General features: G+C 59.6%; 14 protein-coding genes. 2 read left to right on the top strand and 12 right to left on the bottom strand.

The window, feature by feature from the left end; all coding sequences use genetic code 11:
• Window positions 1-77: 77 nt before the first annotated feature.
• From J7447_RS16855 to J7447_RS16845, 3 genes are read right to left on the bottom strand one after another with little or no spacing between them, the layout of a single operon-like run.
• Window positions 78-755, bottom strand: a complete 678-nt coding sequence (locus J7447_RS16855) for a hypothetical protein (RefSeq protein WP_209170314.1) — start codon at window positions 753-755, stop codon at window positions 78-80.
• Complete coding sequence (locus tag J7447_RS16850) at window positions 752-2,737, bottom strand: VWA domain-containing protein (RefSeq protein ID WP_209170312.1); 1,986 nt, start codon at window positions 2,735-2,737, stop codon at window positions 752-754. Before J7447_RS16850 ends, J7447_RS16855 begins: the two co-directional genes overlap by 4 nt.
• 14 nt (window positions 2,738-2,751) lie before the next feature.
• On the bottom strand, window positions 2,752-3,675 hold the full coding sequence (locus tag J7447_RS16845; RefSeq protein ID WP_209170310.1) for a hypothetical protein: 924 nt from the start codon (window positions 3,673-3,675) through the stop codon (window positions 2,752-2,754).
• Window positions 3,676-3,760: 85 nt separating this feature from the next.
• Between J7447_RS16845 and J7447_RS16840 the strand changes: the two genes are divergently transcribed.
• Window positions 3,761-3,961: a hypothetical protein gene (locus J7447_RS16840; RefSeq protein WP_209170308.1), complete on the top strand. Its 201-nt coding sequence runs from the start codon at window positions 3,761-3,763 to the stop codon at window positions 3,959-3,961.
• On the opposite strand, the gene J7447_RS16835 is transcribed toward J7447_RS16840, so the two are convergent.
• Together J7447_RS16835 and dapB are read right to left on the bottom strand one after the other, a co-directional pair.
• Window positions 3,958-4,578 carry a 2,3-bisphosphoglycerate-dependent phosphoglycerate mutase gene (locus J7447_RS16835; RefSeq protein ID WP_022999102.1) on the bottom strand — a complete coding sequence of 207 codons (621 nt, stop codon included), beginning with the start codon at window positions 4,576-4,578 and terminating at the stop codon, window positions 3,958-3,960. The genes J7447_RS16840 and J7447_RS16835 overlap by 4 nt on opposite strands.
• 29 nt (window positions 4,579-4,607) lie before the next feature.
• The gene (gene dapB, locus J7447_RS16830) at window positions 4,608-5,420 is read right to left on the bottom strand and encodes a 4-hydroxy-tetrahydrodipicolinate reductase (RefSeq protein WP_200863749.1); all 813 of its coding nucleotides are present in this window, start codon (window positions 5,418-5,420) and stop codon (window positions 4,608-4,610) included.
• Between the two features lie 500 nt (window positions 5,421-5,920).
• On the opposite strand from dapB, the gene J7447_RS16825 reads away from it, so the two are divergent.
• On the top strand, window positions 5,921-8,677 hold the full coding sequence (locus J7447_RS16825) for an EAL domain-containing protein (protein WP_209170307.1): 2,757 nt from the start codon (window positions 5,921-5,923) through the stop codon (window positions 8,675-8,677).
• An 81-nt stretch (window positions 8,678-8,758) separates the two neighbouring features.
• Here J7447_RS16825 and pnp read toward each other — a convergent pair whose 3' ends face one another.
• The 7 genes from pnp to J7447_RS16790 all read right to left on the bottom strand — a co-directional run bounded on the left by pnp (window position 8,759) and on the right by J7447_RS16790 (window position 17,479).
• A complete protein-coding gene (pnp, locus tag J7447_RS16820) occupies window positions 8,759-10,888 on the bottom strand; it encodes a polyribonucleotide nucleotidyltransferase (protein WP_031268705.1) in 2,130 nt (709 codons plus the stop codon).
• A 352-nt stretch (window positions 10,889-11,240) separates the two neighbouring features.
• Window positions 11,241-11,510, bottom strand: coding sequence for a 30S ribosomal protein S15 (rpsO, locus tag J7447_RS16815; protein WP_006935430.1), 270 nt, complete (start codon window positions 11,508-11,510; stop codon window positions 11,241-11,243).
• 209 nt (window positions 11,511-11,719) lie between these two features.
• Entirely contained in the window at window positions 11,720-12,664 is a 945-nt protein-coding gene (gene truB, locus J7447_RS16810) for a tRNA pseudouridine(55) synthase TruB (protein WP_209170305.1), read from the bottom strand.
• A 108-nt stretch (window positions 12,665-12,772) separates the two neighbouring features.
• A complete protein-coding gene (locus tag J7447_RS16805) occupies window positions 12,773-13,249 on the bottom strand; it encodes a hypothetical protein (protein WP_209170302.1) in 477 nt (158 codons plus the stop codon).
• 163 nt (window positions 13,250-13,412) lie between these two features.
• Window positions 13,413-13,838 (bottom strand): 30S ribosome-binding factor RbfA, encoded by a 426-nt coding sequence (gene rbfA / locus J7447_RS16800; protein WP_055657070.1) that lies wholly within the window; start codon window positions 13,836-13,838, stop codon window positions 13,413-13,415.
• A gap of 243 nt (window positions 13,839-14,081) precedes the next feature.
• On the bottom strand, window positions 14,082-16,814 hold the full coding sequence (infB, locus tag J7447_RS16795; protein WP_022999109.1) for a translation initiation factor IF-2: 2,733 nt from the start codon (window positions 16,812-16,814) through the stop codon (window positions 14,082-14,084).
• Between the two features lie 29 nt (window positions 16,815-16,843).
• Entirely contained in the window at window positions 16,844-17,479 is a 636-nt protein-coding gene (locus J7447_RS16790; RefSeq protein WP_031268706.1) for an RNA-binding protein, read from the bottom strand.
• Window positions 17,480-17,575: the final 96 nt, after the last annotated feature.

The raw sequence follows: 17,575 nt of genomic DNA, 5'->3' as shown, positions 1-17,575 counted from the left end.
CAAGACTGACGTTTCGATCCGGCTGAAGCCTCTCCCATTTGGGTGAGCATCGATGCGGTTCCGGCACCGGATGACGCTTATTTGCAGACAATGAAACCAAAAGCGGGACACCCGCCAGCTTCGCAATAGGCGTCGACAGTGGCGGCCTTGCCGACGAAGTTGATGTCGCCGAAACAGGCAACGTCCGGCTGACCGAATTTCAGACAATAGGCACGGGCGGGTGCCTTGCCGCATTCACTGTAGCGATTGTCCGCTCCCTTGAAACAGGCGAGCACCCGGATGTCCGGTTGCCCCTGCACGAAGATCGGATCGACAGACACATTACCCGGACATGGTGTCTCGGAAAATCCGTCGAGACTTGCGAAGTCGGGCAAGACTTGTGCACCGCTGCCATTCGGCGATGCGCCGGTGTCTTCGGCACCCGAACTTGAAAGGCTACCCGCGCCGGTGCCTACACCGGAACCGGCAGCCTGCAGGCATTCGGACGGTGGCAAGGATACGTTTCTTGCCACCTCCGTAAACCGTGCGGGATAAGCCTGGGCGAACAGGTCCCGGGCCTCTCCCGTCGTCATCAAGCCCAGCATCGCCAGGACGTCGCATTGCGAAGACGAAACGCCTTGGCAGCCATATCCCGCCGCACAAGCGAGGTCTTCGACACCTGGGGCCTGGACGCCGGGAACTTGCGCGAAAACCGCTTCCAACAGGAACCAGGGGATTACAAAGGCCAGACAAGCACGGCGAGGACGAATCCTCATTGCGAAACCAGCTCGATTGCAAACCTGTCGAACTCGAAATGGCTCTCTTGCGACTTTGCCTTGTTCCACTGACCGGCGAGCACGCTCGGCTTGCCGGCAAGGCGCAGCACGGTAACCGGATCGGTCTCAAGAACGTAGGGGCCGCCCTCCTGACCGTCAGCAGCGGGCAATTCCAGTTCGATGGCAGCGGAGAGCGCACGCCCTCGCCGTTTCAGACGCAGCAGAGCACCATCGGTCGAAAGCGATTCCAGAACCTTGTTGCCATAGGCCCTGCCCGCCTTGTCGCACACGGTCTTGACGATCTGCTTGCCGAACAGATTGACATCGAAACGCGAGACTTCAGGCTTGCCTTCGGGATCTCCGGAGAGGCGGGTCAAGGACAGGTTCAGATAAGAACCGCAGCCTTTTGTCCAGATCCAGGCCATTGCGCCAATCTGGTTGTTCGTATCCTCCAGCAGCGACAACGATACGCTTTCATGACCGCTTTGTTCATGCAGCTTGAACTTGAGACTCAGGTCGAAATCACCGTCAGGCAGCGGCTCGTCAAGAACGAGGCGGTTCAGCGCGTTCTTGTTGTCGTAGATCGTGTCGCCCCCCAGTGCGGAGACAAACAGGGTGCCGCTTCCGGTAAACCTGGCCAGCCTGTCGGTTCCATTCAGTGTCTGCCAGCTGGCTGCCAGCTCCGGGCCGTCAAACGTTTCTTCAAACACAAGGGTGCTGGCCGGAACGACCTCTTCAGCTTCCGGCGCCGGTGCGGGAGGTTCCGCTGCCTTGCCTGTGTCCGCGACAGCCTGCTTGACGGCCTCGGTGAAGCTTTCGGCATTGTTGGCGGCGTAATAGTTGCCGCCGCCATTTTCGGCGATGCACTGAAGGGCCTGATTCTCCTCCTGCGTCAGGTCAAACCCGACCACATGGACGCGGGTGTTGATACCGCGCTCGGCCAATGCCTTCGCCGCGGCGCATGGGTCACCGCCGCAGGTTTCCAGCCCGTCTGAAATCAGAAGCACGTTTGCCGGCCGGTTGGAGGCGGGCATGGCGGAAGCCGCCTGTTGCAGGGCGGCTGCGATGGGGGTTTTTCCACGAGGCGTAATCGCGTCGATAACCGGCTTCAGACGTTCGGTATCGAAGTTGGAAACCGGATACAGGATCTCGGTGTCTCCGCAATCCCCCTCCCGGCGGTGTCCGTAGGCCATGAGGCCGACATTGGTCTGAGCCGGCAGGTCACCGATAAGACCTGTCAGCGCCTGCTTCGCGGTGGTGATCTTGGCAACACCGTCGACCTGACCCCACATGGAGCCTGAACCGTCCAGAACGAACAGAAGGTCGCTCCCTTCAGAGGACAGGCCGTTTCCGGGAAGGTCTCCTTCCTCCATGCCGGGTACCACGGCGTCTCCGCCATTTGCAGCTTGTGTCTGCCCCGATCCAACAGTGGACCCGGCCGCTGAACTGCCCTTGAGCGTGATCTCGGAACCTGGATCCGATCTGATGTCCACACCGGCGGACTGCAGGAGATCAGACAACGACCAGTCGTTTGTTTCGGAATAGATGTCGTTGATCTGCCAGGAACCATCCGGCACGGTTATCAGCGTGTAGATGTGCCGGATCGGCATTCCGAAGTTGGTAAAAGTCACGTTTATCCGGGCAGCTCCCTGCAAGAGGGGTGCGTCCGGATCGGGCCGGATACTGAGATTAGAAATGCTCGCGTCCTGTGCATCATAGACCGGATCGAATTGCAAAATCCCCTGAAGCTCCCCTTGCACGAGGCCGTCGACGAGGAACTCCTTTGCGGCCGGAGCGTCGTTCAGGAGCGGCGTATCGCCGTCGTTGAACCGCTTGGAATGTTCGGCATAAAACAGTCGCACGAGGTTCTCTGCGGCGGCGACATCACCTTGCTGAGCATGAGAAGGTAAAGCTGCACAAAGGGCGAGCGAGAAAGGAACCACGAGCCGCAGTACGCGCGCCCGAGTGGGAAGAGCAGACATGGGAAACTCCGGGCTCATTGTTGCGGACGGCGGATGCTGAAGTGGTCGAACTCGGCCAGCGTTTCACCGCTGCCGGCGCGGCTGCCCTGGCCAAGCAGGAAAACCGGTTTGCCGAAAGGCGCCATGCGGGCAATCCAGTTGGTGTGAATGGTCTCGAGACCGGCGGGCTTTTGCGCCCCTCTGTCCGGAACGGTCAATGTCAGGGAGGTCCGGTAGCGCAACCCTCTTCTGGAGAGGGTCAGCTCAAAACCTTCTGCAAACAGGTTCGACAAGATCTGATCCCCGAGGGGCCGGCCGGCCTTGTCGCAAACAGACTTGATGATGGGACCGTCAAACAGGCTGTGGTTGGCGGCGGTCAAAACCGGCTCGCCTTCCGGCATTACCGGCTGATTGGCGACAGTCCGCAGGAACAGTGCAGGACCGCACCCCTTGGTGAGCACATAAAGATGGGCTGCAATAAAATTGTCCGGACTTTCCCGAAGTCCCAGCCAGACTTCGTCGTAACCGGTTTTCGGATCGAGCTTGCCCTTGATAGCAAGATCGAAGTCTCCCTCAGGCGGCACGCCTTGCAGCTCGAAGATGTTGCTCGTATCCGCATTTCGCAGACTGTTCTTGCCGCCGCTCGTGAGCGCAAGCAGGATGCCGTTCTCTACAACGAAGGAGTCCTTGTCAGCATTCAGGAGCTGCCAGTGCCCGGCCAGATCCTTGCCGTCAAACGGCTCCTCGAAGGGAAGTTCGATCGCGGTGGCAGTCGGTGCCTGGCCGCTGTCGGCTGCGGCCAGCCTGGCCTGTTCTTCAGCTGTCAGGTTTGTCTGGGCCTGCGCCGAAACCGCGCCGAGCAGAAAAACTGCAGTTGCCTGAAATAGCGAACGTCCCGATTTCTCGGATCTGCGCACCAGCTTCTGCAAGCGGGAAGAAACTTTCGTGCATTCGGCCATCTATAAATGCTCCAACCGTGGTCGACGGCTGGAAGCCTATAGAGGCGTGGCAGATCGGCCCTCCCTCAAATGGGAGAGACACCGAATGCAAATCATTATTCAGGACTGTTTTTGCAAAGAAATTGCCGATGGATTGCAGGCAGTACATGCCCGCTTCAAAGGCTCATTCGGTTACGCCCCGGGCAACGCAGGCACCTGGCGGACTGCAAGCTGCCTTTCAAAAACAAGTCCCGCTGCCTCATGGAAGCAGCGGGACTTGAATTTCGGCAATGCGGACTGGTCTTAGTCGGCGAGATCCTGGACGCTGACCACGCCGCCGTTTTCATCGAGGCGATAGATGATCGGCGTTCCGGTGCCGAGTTCACGCTTCAGGATTTCTTCCGGTGAAAGATCTTCCAGATCCATGATCAGCGACCGCAGCGAGTTGCCATGCGCGGCGACGATCGTGCGGCTGCCAGCCAGAACGCGCGGCAGAATTTCCGACTTGTAGTAAGGCAGAACGCGCTCTGCGGTCATCTTCAGGCTTTCACCGCCCGGAGGCGGAATGTCGTAGGAGCGGCGCCAGATATGGACCTGCTCTTCGCCGAATTTCTCGCGCGCTTCGTCCTTGTTCATGCCGGTGATGTCACCGTAGTCACGCTCGTTGAGAGCCTGATCCTTGAAGGTTTCAAGGCCGGTCTGGCCCAGTTCTTCCAGGATGATGTCCAGCGTCTTCTGTGCACGCGACAGATCGGAGGTGAAAGCAACGTCGAAGGACAGCTTCAGATCCCTGAGCTGCTCGCCGGCCTTGTGAGCCTCCGCCACGCCCTGCTCGGTCAGGTCCGGGTTTTTCCAGCCGGTGAACAGGTTCTTCAAATTCCAGTCGCTCTGTCCGTGACGGACAAGCACAAGAAGGCGGTCCATGCCATTCTCCTCAAGCTAAATGCGTATCTTCAAGAATCCAGGCCGAGGACATCGGCCATCGAATAAAACCCGGGCTTCTGGTCAAATCCCCACAGTGCCGCCTTGACGGCCCCGCGGGCGAACAGTTGCCGGTCTTCCGCCCGGTGAGTGAGTTCGATGCGCTCGCCCTCACCTGCAAAAATCACTGAGTGCTCCCCGATGACCGACCCGCCCCGCAGGGTTGCAAAGCCTATGTCGCCAGTCTTGCGAGGGTCCATGATACCGTCGCGCGAACGGACCGAATGGGCGGCCAGATCCAGGCCCCGGCCCTGTGCAGCCGCTTCGCCAAGCAAAAGCGCCGTGCCCGAGGGGGCATCCACCTTGTGCTTGTGATGCATTTCCAGAACCTCGATGTCGAAATCCGCGTCAAGCGCGGCGGCAGCCTTGCGCACCAGGCTCGCCAGCAGATTGACACCCAGGCTCATGTTTCCGGATTTGACGATCCGGGCATGACGGGCAGCCGCCTTCAGAGGTTCGTCCTGCCCTTCAGCCCAACCGGTGGTGCCGATGACATGGACGATGCGAGCCTGCGCGGCCAGCTCGGCAAACCAGAGGCTTGCCGCCGGAGCCGTGAAATCCAGGACACCGTCCGAGGCGGCAAAGGCGGTCAAGGGATCGTCGGTGACAGGAACGCCCAAGGAACCTGTTCCTGCCAGGTCGCCTACATCCTTGCCAAGAAACTCGGAGCCCTCGCGTTCGATCGCCGCGACGACGGTTGCACCTGTTGTTTCCGTGACCGCCCGCGTCAATGCCCGGCCCATTCGGCCACCGGCTCCAACGACTACCAAGCGCATCTGCCCCATCAAGTGGCTCCGTCTTCCGCAATAGGTCAATCGACCTCAATTCACTTCACGATGGGGGTATACCAGTTTCGCCGGGGGAGGCAAACGCCCGATCATGCGAGAGGACAGCAGCGCTCAATAGAAATGGCTCCTGTCAAATATTACTATATTCAACCGCGACATTATTAATGAACAGCAAGTTAAATTGACAATAAAGTCGCAACATCTTCACCATTCCAATTCACCAAAGGTAAACCTCGAGCAGTTACGTTTAAGTCTGCAAGTGTTTTTTCTTACAATTGCAAAACGAGGACCAGGTTTCATGATACTGTGCTTATGGACGCATCGGTTCGTCACAAGCTGTCTTTTCCCGAAGCTGTCCACACCTGCCGCCGGGTGCCTTGTACTTGCAAGACCAGCAACAACCTGTTGTTCCAACCGAGAAGGACCCCGCCCCGCCTTGCTTCCCGTCACGTCCCATTATCCTGTCAGATGATGCCCGCCGGTTCAGGAGCGCTTCGTTGAAGGCCAGCTTTTCCATTCCCTTCAGCCGCCTTGTCATGGCTCTGTTTGCGTTCGGCCTCATGGGAACGGCGATCGCACTCTTCTGGATTACGTACCTTGGCAGCCTGTCGATTGCCGAACATGAAATTGCCCGCAGCGCAAAATCCAAGGCAACGCTCGCAAGGCTCGTCTTCACCCAGCATCTGGACAAACTCGAAACGCAGATCCGCGCGGTCGCGGCCAATCCGGATATCCGGCAGGCTCTTTTGGACAACGACAAGGAGACCGCCAAGGTCATCATTGAACGCGCTTCCGAAGGTATGACCAGTGCGGTTCTGGACATTCTCCTGATCGATCTTCCAGGTGAAAACGGCTGGGTAAACGGCAGTCTCGGCCTGATCGACCTGAGCCATCAATTGCCGGTGAAGATACGTACGGCCATGCCGCCCGACATCTGGGTAACTTACGCGGACCATGGTTCCGATCCCATACAGATCACTGCAGCGCTCTCTGTTCTGGTTCTCGATCCCGATACCGGCCGAGTCCTCGGCAGGATTTATGGCGGGACGACTATCACCGATTCCTTCTCCCTGCCGGGTGTCCTCGCCAAGGCGTTACGGGTAGAAGATATCGCCTTCTATCACCATGAGGATGTTGTGGCGGGCATGGGTGACCTGACCACGGAAGTGCTTCCCGAACGGCTCTACGCTACACCTGAAGACGTCAATTACGCGCTGAACGGAGAGAACCTTTTCGTTTTTGCTCCGCTGATGCAGGGCCTGGACGGCCACATGCTTGCGACCGTGATCAAGCAGCCCGTGGACACCCTGCAAAAGGTCGAGGAAACCTACAGCCAGCTGTTCACACCGTTCCTGCTTTATACGGCGATACTGGCAATCGGTGCCGCGCTTCTGGTCAATCGCATCACCACGGCCGGCCTGGGCAGGCTGCTGAACTACGCGATGAGCCTGCGGCAGGACAAGGTGGTGTCGCCGCCGCCGCCCGGGCTGATCTTCGAATTCAACAAACTGGCGACCATGTTCCAGGCGGCGTTTGAATCCGTTCGTGACCGCGATGCCCAGTTCAAGGACATGATCGACGGCTCGATGCACGGCGTGCTGGTTCATGCCAATCATCGCATCCTTTATGTGAACGACGCCCTGCTGAAAATGTGCGGTTACGCCCCCGGTGAACCCGAGCAGCTTGTCGAGTCCCCCACACTGGTGATCTACGCGCCGGAAGAGCACAGCCGGCTGCGCAGCTATTACAACATGCGTGAAAACGGCGAAGGCGCTCCGCGCGCCTATGAGGTCAAGGGCATCCGCAAGGATGGAGAGACCATATGGCTGGAGCAGCATGTTCGGTTGACGGAATGGCGCGGGGAACGCGCCTATTACGCTACCATCACAGATATCAGCGAGCGCAAGCGCCAGGAAGAACTGGCAACCAAGAATGCCAACTTCGACATTCTGACCGGTCTGCCGAACCGGCGCCTGTTCATGGACCGTTTGCGCCAGGCGATCCAGCGCGGCAAGCATATGGGCGACCTGACGGCGCTGATGATCCTGGACCTCGACCGGTTCAAGACCGTCAACGAAACCTATGGTCCCAAGGCCGGGGACAAGGTCATCGAAACCGTAGCCGCGCGTCTGACCAGGACCCTTGGCCCGGACCAGACCGTGGCCCGCATGGGCGGCGACGAATTCGCCATTATCCTGTCGAACCCGGAAGACCGCTGGCAGATCGAGCAGACCGCCCGTGACATTCTGAAGGCGATCGGTGACCCGATCGAACTGGAAGACGGCAATGAAGCCGTGCTTGCCGGCAGTCTCGGCATTACCGTCTGCCCGCACGACGGCACACACGAGGAAGCGCTGCTGATGCAGGCCGACACCAGCATGCTGCAGGCCAAGGCCGATAGCGGTGCCAGTTACAGGTTCTTTGCCACGCGCATGAATGAACAGGCCGCCCGCGCAAGCCAGATCGAGATCTGCCTCCGGCAAGCCATCGACAAGGGTGAGCTGCACCTGAATTTCCAGCCGATCGTGGACTATGAAAAGAACCGCGTGGTGAGCTGCGAAACCCTGGCCCGCTGGACCGATCCCAAGTTGGGCGTTGTCCCTCCGACCGAATTCATCAAGGTGGCCGAAGACTGTGGGCTCATCGTGCCGCTTGGCGAACAGGTGCTGCGCGAGGCCTGCGAATTCTTCCAGTCCTGCAACCGTAACGGCCTGCAGCTCGACGGGATCAGCGTCAACATCTCGCCGCGCCAGTGCAGGGATGCAGATTTCCTGCCTCGGCTGAGAGAAATCCTCGACGAGACCGGCATGGACCCGACACGTCTGCAACTGGAAGTCACCGAAAGCGTGATGTTCGACGACCAGCGCGTCAACCCGGTCGAAATTCTGGAAGCCATCAGCAACCTCGGCATCAAGATCTCCCTGGATGATTTCGGCACCGGCTATTCGTCGCTCAGCTACCTGAAGCGCCTGCCGATCGACACGCTCAAGATCGACCGGACCTTCATCATGGGCCTGGAGCGGGATGTGGACGGCCAGGCACTGGTTCAGGCGATCATTTCAATGGCCGGCTCGCTGCATATCGAAGTCGTGTGCGAGGGAGCCGAAACGCACGAACAATGTGAGCTGATCCATTCCTTCGGCTGCTCGCTCATCCAGGGGTACAGCTTTTCGCGCCCGCTTTCCGGCGTCGACTTCCACCGCTATCTCGCCAAGATGAACGGCGTCGATTCAGTTGCCGCCCGGGCCGGCTGACCAGCCTTTCTCGCTTCAAGACAAACAAAAACGGGGACCTTTCGGTCCCCGTTTCATATCTTGCGTCAGTCGGGCGGAAGCTTATTCAGCTTCTTCCTTCTTTTCGATTTCCTTGCCGGTTTCCTGGTCGACAACCTTCATGGACAGGCGGACCTTGCCGCGCTCGTCGAAGCCCATGAGCTTGACCCAGACCTTGTCGCCTTCCTTGATCACGTCGGTGACCTTGGCAACTTTCTTCGGAGCCAGCTGGGAGATGTGGACCAGACCGTCCTTCGCACCGAAGAAGTTCACGAATGCGCCGAAATCAACACATTTGACGACGGTGCCTTCGTAGATCATGCCCACTTCCGGCTCAGCGGCGATGGAGTTGATCCAGTTGACGGCGGCCTTGATCGCCTTGCCGTCGGCAGATGCGATCTTGACGGTGCCGTCGTCTTCGATGTTGACCTTCGCGCCGGTCTTTTCCACGATTTCGCGGATGACCTTGCCGCCCGAACCGATGACTTCACGGATCTTGTCGACCGGGATCTTCATCACTTCGATGCGCGGAGCATGTTCGCCGAGCTCGGCACGAGCCTCGGTGATGGCCTTGGACATTTCGCCGAGGATGTGGATACGGCCGTCCTTGGCCTGACCCAGAGCGACCTTCATGATCTCTTCGGTGATACCGTCGATCTTGATGTCCATCTGCAGCGAGGTGATACCGTCCTGGGTACCGGCGACCTTGAAGTCCATGTCGCCGAGGTGATCTTCATCGCCCAGGATGTCGGACAGAACCGCAAAACGGTCGCCGTCCTTGATCAGGCCCATGGCGATACCGGCAACCGGTGCCTTCAGCGGAACACCGGCATCCATAAGCGACAGCGAAGTGCCGCAGACGGTTGCCATGGAAGACGACCCGTTGGATTCGGTGACTTCGGAAACGACGCGGACGGTGTACGGGAACTCGTGATGCGGAGGCATCATCGGGTTGATTGCACGCCATGCCAGCTTGCCGTGACCGATTTCGCGGCGTCCCGGGGAGCCCATGCGGCCGGTTTCACCGACGGAGTAAGGCGGGAAGTTGTAGTGCAGCATGAAGTGAGACTTCACGGTGCCTTCCAGAAGATCGATGAACTGCTCGTCTTCGCCGGTGCCGAGGGTGGCAACGACCAGGCCCTGGGTTTCACCACGGGTGAAGAGTGCGGAACCGTGCGCACGCGGCAGAATGCCGACTTCTGAAGAGATCGCACGGACGGTCGACAGGTCACGTCCGTCGATACGGGTGCCGGTGTCGAGGATCGCGCCACGAACGATTTCAGCTTCCAGTTTCTTGAACTGCTCGCCCAGAACGGTGCTTTCGACGGCTTCGCCTTCGGCAGCGTTGGTGATCAGCGCTTCAACGACCTTCGCCTTGGCAGCGTCGACTGCGTTCTTGCGGTCGGTCTTGGACGTGATCTTGTAAGCGGCAACAAGCTCGGCTTCGGCCAGAGCCTTGACCTTGCCGAACAGCTCGGAATGATCCGGCAGGACCAGCTCGCGCGGTTCCTTGGCAGCGGTTTCAGCCAGTTTGATGATCGCGTCGATCACCGGCTGGAAGCCCTTGTGGCCGAACATCACAGCGCCGAGCATGATGTCTTCGTTCAGTTCCTTGGCTTCGGATTCAACCATCAGAACGGCGTCATTGGTACCGGCAACAACCAGATCCAGCGAGGATTCCGGCATGTCGTCGACCAGCGGGTTCAGCACGTATTCGCCGTTGATGTAGCCAACGCGCGCGCCGCCGATCGGACCCATGAAGGGAACGCCCGACAGGGTCAGAGCAGCGGAAGAAGCCACCATCGCCAGGATGTCCGGAGCGTTTTCCAGATCGTGCGACAGAACGGTGATCACCACCTGGGTGTCGTTCTTGTAGCCGTCTGCGAACAGCGGGCGGATCGGACGGTCGATCAGGCGGGACGTCAGCGTCTCGTGCTCCGACGGACGGCCTTCACGCTTGAAGTAGCCACCCGGGATCTTACCAGCGGCAAATGCCTTTTCCTGGTAGTTCACGGTGAGCGGGAAAAAATCCTGGCCCGGCTTCGGAGACTTGGCGGAAACAACCGTCGCCAGAACCTTCGTTTCGCCATAGGTCGCCATGACGGCGCCGTCGGCCTGACGGGCAACCTTGCCCGTTTCGAGGACGAGCGGGCGTCCGCCCCACTCGACTTCTACACGATGAATATCAAACATCATCTGTCCTTACAGCTTTGCCTGCCTTTGGCTGCTTTCGGTACAGCACGGTCATGGCAGACACATTCCCGGTCGGCCCCGTATGGGCCGGTTACCGGCGGACAGGTCACGGGCAAGACGACGAGCTGCTTTCGGCTCAAGACGGAAAGAAGCCGGCAATCCTGCCCCATGACGTGTCACGAGGTCTCTATAGAGCGTTCCACTCGAATTTGAAACACTCAAAGCTCTTTCGCGGAACAAAGACCCGAAGTGGATCAGTGTTTTGCCCGCAAGAGCTGCGTCCGGCAAATGCCGTCACGCAATACAAAAACGCGGCGGGTTCTCACCCACCGCGCTTTCAGGTTCTGAGTTCTTAGCGGCGAATGCCAAGACGCGAGATCAGCGACTTGTAGCGTTCTTCGCTCTTGCCGCGCGTGTAGTCCAGAAGGGACCGGCGCTGCGCAACCATTTTCAGAAGACCGCGGCGGGAATGGTTATCCTTGCCATGACCCTTGAAGTGTTCGGTCAGGTTGTTGATCCGCTCGGTGAGGATCGCGACCTGTACTTCCGGGGAACCGGTGTCGCCTTCTTTGATGGCGTATTCCTTGATGAGCTCAGCTTTGCGCTCTGCAGTAATCGACATCGCTCTTTCCTTTCAAAGAGTGGGGTCCGTTGACCGGACACGTTGAAATGCCGGAGACCGGCCTGATCCGGACGTTTCCAGAGCCGAGATGTCGTTCAGCAAAGGATCCTTCCGGACGAATTGGGCATCAGTGCCCAATGGCGGCGGAATATGGCGGAAAACCCTTCGAAAATCCAGAGGTTTCTCAGGTTTTTTCGCCACACCAGAATTTACAGGTGAAACACCCTGGTCGGCTGGAACCGGCCCTTGTCAATTGAGCCGATGGCAACCGGCACGCTGGCGTGGCTGGCAAAGGCGACTTCCGTGTTGAGCGGAGCATCCCGGCCGCGCAGCAGCACGGCCATGCCTTTGCGGATCTTGGCCGCGTCATCGAGCGACACGGGTACCTCGATCAGATTGTCCATCGCCTCGCGAACCGGCAGGACGAACTCCTCGACCAGAGCCCCAATGCCGGCGCCTTCCTCAAGCGCCTCGGATGCTTCCTGGATTTCGTCCAGCCCGATCAGGTCCTCTTCGCCGAACGGACCGACCAGCAAACGGCGCAGTTCGGTTACGTGACCGCGGCTGCCGAGCCGGCGGCCGAGATCGCGTGCGATGGCCCGCACATAGGTGCCCTTGCCGCATTCAGCCTCGAAGACGGCGCGGTTCTCATCCGGACGTTCAACCAGATCCAGTCGGTGCACGTCGATCGGGCGGGCTTCCAGTTCGACTTCCTCACCGTCACGCGCCAGATCATACGCCCGTTCACCGGCAACCTTGATGGCGGAGAATTTCGGCGGGACCTGCATGATCGTGCCGACAAACTCGCCAAGGACGGCCGAGATTTCATCCGCACTCGGCCGCACGTCGGACGTTGCAACCGCCTCGCCTTCGGTGTCGTCGGTATTGGTTTCCACGCCCCAGGTCACCTCGAAACGGTAGACCTTGCGGCCATCCATGACGAAGGGCACGGTTTTCGTGGCTTCGCCGAAGGCAACCGGCAGGAGGCCGGACGCGCGCGGATCAAGCGTTCCGGCATGGCCGACCTTTTCCGGCGAGAAGATCCGCTTGATCTTGCCAAGCGCCTCGTTGGAGGAGATGCCATATGGCTTGTCCAGCACGAGCCATCCGTTGATTGCGTTCTTTTTTCTTTTGAATTGTTTTTGGCGTGCCATGAGTGCGTTTCAATACGATTGCAATTGTTTTACGGCGACAAAAGAAACACTGACTGTCGGCCCCACCATCCATGCGCAACAGCGAGACCCTGAAGACATCAGCTTTCGTCAGCGATCATTCTTGAGTTTTTCAAGTCTGTTGTGGTCACAGTAAGTCACCTGGTTTCCAACTTTATGCGCCTTCGCCAAGTCGCATGCCCCACTTATCTTTGAAGGGACACTTCCTGTTCCACTATCAGAGAAGCCTATCAACTCGGTGCTCCCAGCCCTGATAACGAGATAGTACCCAAGTAGTTCGTCGCCATACACATGAACCGTTTTGATTCCTGACAGCGGCCCCACTTTGAATTTGCCATCTGCATCCGTTCTGGTGACTGCATGCCTTGACCCTGGCGGGTTATCTTTTGATGCGTCTGATGGAGCCAATGCTGCCACCAACTCAATCTCTGCATTCGCAACCGGCATACCATCGTTTAACAGCACGCCCGAAACCTCAGGCGCGAGGACGCGTGGAACGGGAAACACGACACATGCAGAGGTCGCTGCACCAAGTGCGATTGCTGCGATAGTTCTGAAGAGCGCCATCTTCTTTCACATCAAGTGACTTGCAGACACGGCACACATTCAAGTCGACCGACCAGACAAATTCAGTTTTCCATTTCCCGGCGAGGCTACAATTACCGAGGGCTACGAACTCGAATTCACGCAATTTCAAATTGAACCGTGAATTGTGGTTTCAGCGCGGCAATCAGTCCTTGGCTGGGTCGCCGTCCTCTTCGTCCGCGTCGAGATCGCGGGAGACTTCCGGGGAATGCAGCAGCGTGCCGATGCGGTCGTCGTCGTCGAACCTGGTGTCGAGAACGAAGCGCAGGTCCGGCATGTATTTCATGGTCAGCCGGCGGGACACCTGGCCGCGCAGATATTTGGCGCTGCGGTTCAGGGCCTTTTCGACATTTTCAGCGTTGACACCCCCAAGCGGCATCACCAGGCAGGTGGCCAGGCGCAGGTCCGGTGTCATGCGCACTTCGGGGATCGTGACGATCACCCCGTCGAGATCAGGGTCGGAGAACCGTCCCCGGGTCAGAATATCGGACAGCTCCTTGCGAACCGTCTCGCCAACGCGCAACTGGCGCTGGGAGGGGCCGCGGCTGTCCTGTCCGTGTTGTCTTGCCATTTTATTGTTCCTGCATCTCTGGCAGCGCAATGCGTCCCGACGTTTCGGGTGCCGTTGCCGGACCTTTTCAGGCTATCCACGCCTTTACCGTGCCCCAAGCACAGACATTGGCCAGACTGCCCGGATGGCGCGGCTGCCACGGCGAAGCCTTGGCATGACGGCGTTACCTGCGACCAGATACGACGTCAGCGGCTTAATTGAATAAGCCGCTGACATCAGTTTCAAGTAGATTTCTGACTTCGATCAGAGTGTCCGTGCGATCTGCTCGACGCGGAAGCACTCGATGACGTCGCCCGGACGCATGTCCTGGTACTTGACGAAGTTCATGCCGCATTCCTGACCGGACTCGACAGACTTGACCTCGTCCTTGAAGCGCTTGAGCGTGCCCAGTTCTCCTTCGTGGATGACCACGTCGTCGCGAATGAGGCGAACGTTGGCGCCACGTTCCACGACACCTTCGGTGACAAGACAGCCTGCAACCTTGCCGACCTTGGAGATGTGGAAGATTTCCTTGATCTCCGCATTGCCGAGGAAGGTCTCGCGGCGCTCCGGCGACAGCATGCCCGACAGGGCCGCCTTGATGTCGTCGACCAGGTCGTAGATCACGTTGTAGTAACGGATCTCGATACCTTCGCGGCTTGCCGCTTCACGAGCCTGCTTGTTGGCACGCACGTTGAAGCCGATGATCGGAGCCTTGGAAGCGAGCGCCAGCGTGACGTCGCTTTCGGTGATGCCACCGACACCGGAGAGCAGGATGCGTGCGCCGACTTCCTCGTTGCCGAGTTCGTTGAGCGCATGGGCAATCGCTTCCGCGGAGCCCTGCACGTCGGCCTTGAGCACCAGCGGGAACTCTTTTTTGCCGGTTTCCTGCAGACGGTTCATCATCTGCTCGAGCGAACCACGCGTACCGGAGGCGACCACGGAGGCCTTCTCGCGGATCTGGCGCTGACGGTAGTCGGTAATTTCACGGGCGCGGGCTTCGTTATCGACGACCGCAACCATGTCACCGGCTTCCGGCGTGCCCTGGAAGCCCAGAACCTCGACCGGTTTGGCCGGACCGGCTTCCTTCACCTGGTTGCCATTCTCGTCGAGCATGGCGCGGACGCGGCCCCACTCGGCACCGGCAACAAGAATGTCGCCCGGCTTGAGAGTGCCCTTCTGCACCAGAACGGTGGCAACCGGACCGCGGCCCTTGTCGAGCTGCGCTTCGATGACGATACCTTCCGCCTTGCGGTCCGGATTGGCCTGGAGTTCCAGAACTTCGGACTGCAGCAGGATCATTTCCAGAAGCTTGTCGAGGCCCTGGCCACTCTTGGCCGAGACTTCCACATCGATCACGTCACCGCCCATGGATTCCACAACGAGGCTCTCGCTGAGAAGTTCGGTACGGACGCGGTTCGGATCGGCTTCCGGCTTGTCCATCTTGTTGATGGCCACGATGATCGGCACGTCGGCAGCCTTGGCGTGTGCAACGGCTTCCTTGGTCTGCGGCATGACGCCATCGTCGGCAGCAACAACAAGGATCACGATATCGGTCGACTTCGCGCCGCGAGCACGCATCTGCGAGAACGCAGCGTGGCCCGGGGTATCGATGAAGGTGATCTTGTTGCCGTCCTGATCGACCTGATAGGCGCCGATGTGCTGGGTAATGCCGCCGGCTTCGCCGGTGACAACCTTCGACTTGCGGATCGCATCGAGCAGCGAGGTCTTGCCGTGATCGACGTGACCCATGATGGTCACGACCGGAGGACGCGGCAGCAGGGTGGACGGTTCGTCTTCCGTGGTGAACAGACCTTCTTCGACGTCTGCTTCAGACACGCGCTTGACCGTGTGGCCCATTTCCTCGGCGATCAGTTCGGCGGTATCGGCGTCGATAACGTCGTTGATCTTGAGCATCTGGCCCTGCTTCATGAGAAGCTTGATCACGTCCACGGCGCGCTCTGCCATACGGTTGGCGAGTTCCTGGATCGTGATGGCTTCCGGCAGAACGACTTCACGCATGATCTTCTCACGCACGACCTGCTGCTGCCCGCGCTTCGCCTTTTCCTGGCGACGGCGCATGGAGGCCAGAGACCGCGCACGCTGGCCGTCGTCGCCACCGGTGGCGGCGGAGATGGTCAGCTTGGAGCGGCGGCGGTCGTCGCCGGTGCGCGGACGCGCGGCGGGAGCCGGAGCCTGCTTCGGGCGCTTGACCGCACGAACGCTCTTGTTGTTGCGATCGTCTTCTTCGGATTCTCCGCGCTCGGGTTTCGCACGTGCGGCCGGAGCTTCCGGCGCCTTGCGCTTGCCCATGTCGTCAAGGCTGGGCGGCTTGCCGCCGTCGGCGTGAGCCGGCTTGCGAACCACGGTGCGACCGGTTGCTTCCTTGCGCACAGGCGCAGCAGCTTCCGTTGCCGCTTCGGCGACAGGTTCGCTCTTCGGTTCGGCCTTGGCCTGTTCCGCAGCCTGGAGAGCTTCTTCGGCTTCACGCTTTGCGCGCTCTTCCGCTTCCACCTTGGCGCGGGCCTCTTCTTCGGCCTGACGCTGCGCGGCTTCAACAGCCCGGCGCTTGTCTTCTTCTTCGCGGCGCTTGCGGTCTTCCTCGTCGCGCACCTTCGCCATCTGAAGGGCTGCCGCACGTGCTGCCGCTTCTTCCTTGGTCAGGGTGCGCAGAACGTTGCCGTTGCCCTTCTGGCGCTGGCCGGAGGCAGACCGGCGGGCCTGCTTGGTCGCCTGTGGATCTGGCTGTGGCGGCGTACGCGGCGCTTCAGCCGGCCGCTCGAGGCGCTGTGTTGTCGGCGCAGGAGCTTCTGCTTTCGCTTCCTGCCCCGGGAGTACAACACGACGCTTCTTCTTTTCCACGACGACGGCTTTGGTCCGGCCATGCGAGAAGGACTGCCGAACAGTTCCCTGATCGCCACCGCCGCGCTTTAGGCCAAGCGTTTTGCCACGCTCAACGCTGATTGTCTTGTCGCCTGGATTTTTCGTATCGCTCATATTGCCTTCAGTCCTGCGCAACCGCCTTTTCAAGCGTTGCCATTATCGCTGCTTGCCCCGGAGGAGTTGCGAAAACGCTCCAGGTCACGCACCCGCGACAGGAAGTTTTCGCTCGCCTGCCCCGCAAGCAGTGCAGCATGTATCACATTTGACCGGCCCAATGCCAAATCCAATTGGTCCGAATCGAACAAACGGACGATTTGGCATCCGTTTGCGTGTTCCTGAGTGCCGGCAGCCAGTGCCGCCAGCTTCCTTACCCCGTCTTCTGCAGCGTCCGAGGCATGGACCAGCCCGGCGACATCTTCCTGCCGCAGAGCTGCTTCAACTTTCGCATATCCCGTTACCAGCTCGCCGGCCTTGCGCGTCATGGAGAGCGCTTGCAGCGCCGATCGTTCCATGAGCGCATCAACCCGATCCGCCAGTCCCGGCTCGACAGAGGCTTCCCCTTTAAAACCCCTGCCGAAGACCTTTTTCCGGTCCTTTTCGGCAACAGCCACGACTTCTTTCGTGGCGGTTATCCAAACACCACGCCCTGGAAGAACCCGCTTCAGATCCGGAACCACCTCGCCTTGCGGGTCGAGGACGAACCGGATCAGCGCACTGACGGGCTGAACCTCCCGGGTCACGGCACATTGCCGTTCGGTCGGCTCACTCTTCCTGGGCACGCTGCCACTCCTTTAGATCAACCTGCTTTTCGGTGCGAACACCTTCGGCGCAGAAAAGTTGATCGAACTTGCGAATTCGAAGCTGCCGATCGGCCG

This window comes from Labrenzia sp. R5_0, assembly GCF_017743835.1.
Lineage (GTDB): Bacteria > Pseudomonadota > Alphaproteobacteria > Rhizobiales > Stappiaceae > Roseibium > Roseibium algicola.
Note: the sequence above shows the minus strand (reverse complement) of the source record. Positions and strands in the feature narration are given on the sequence as shown.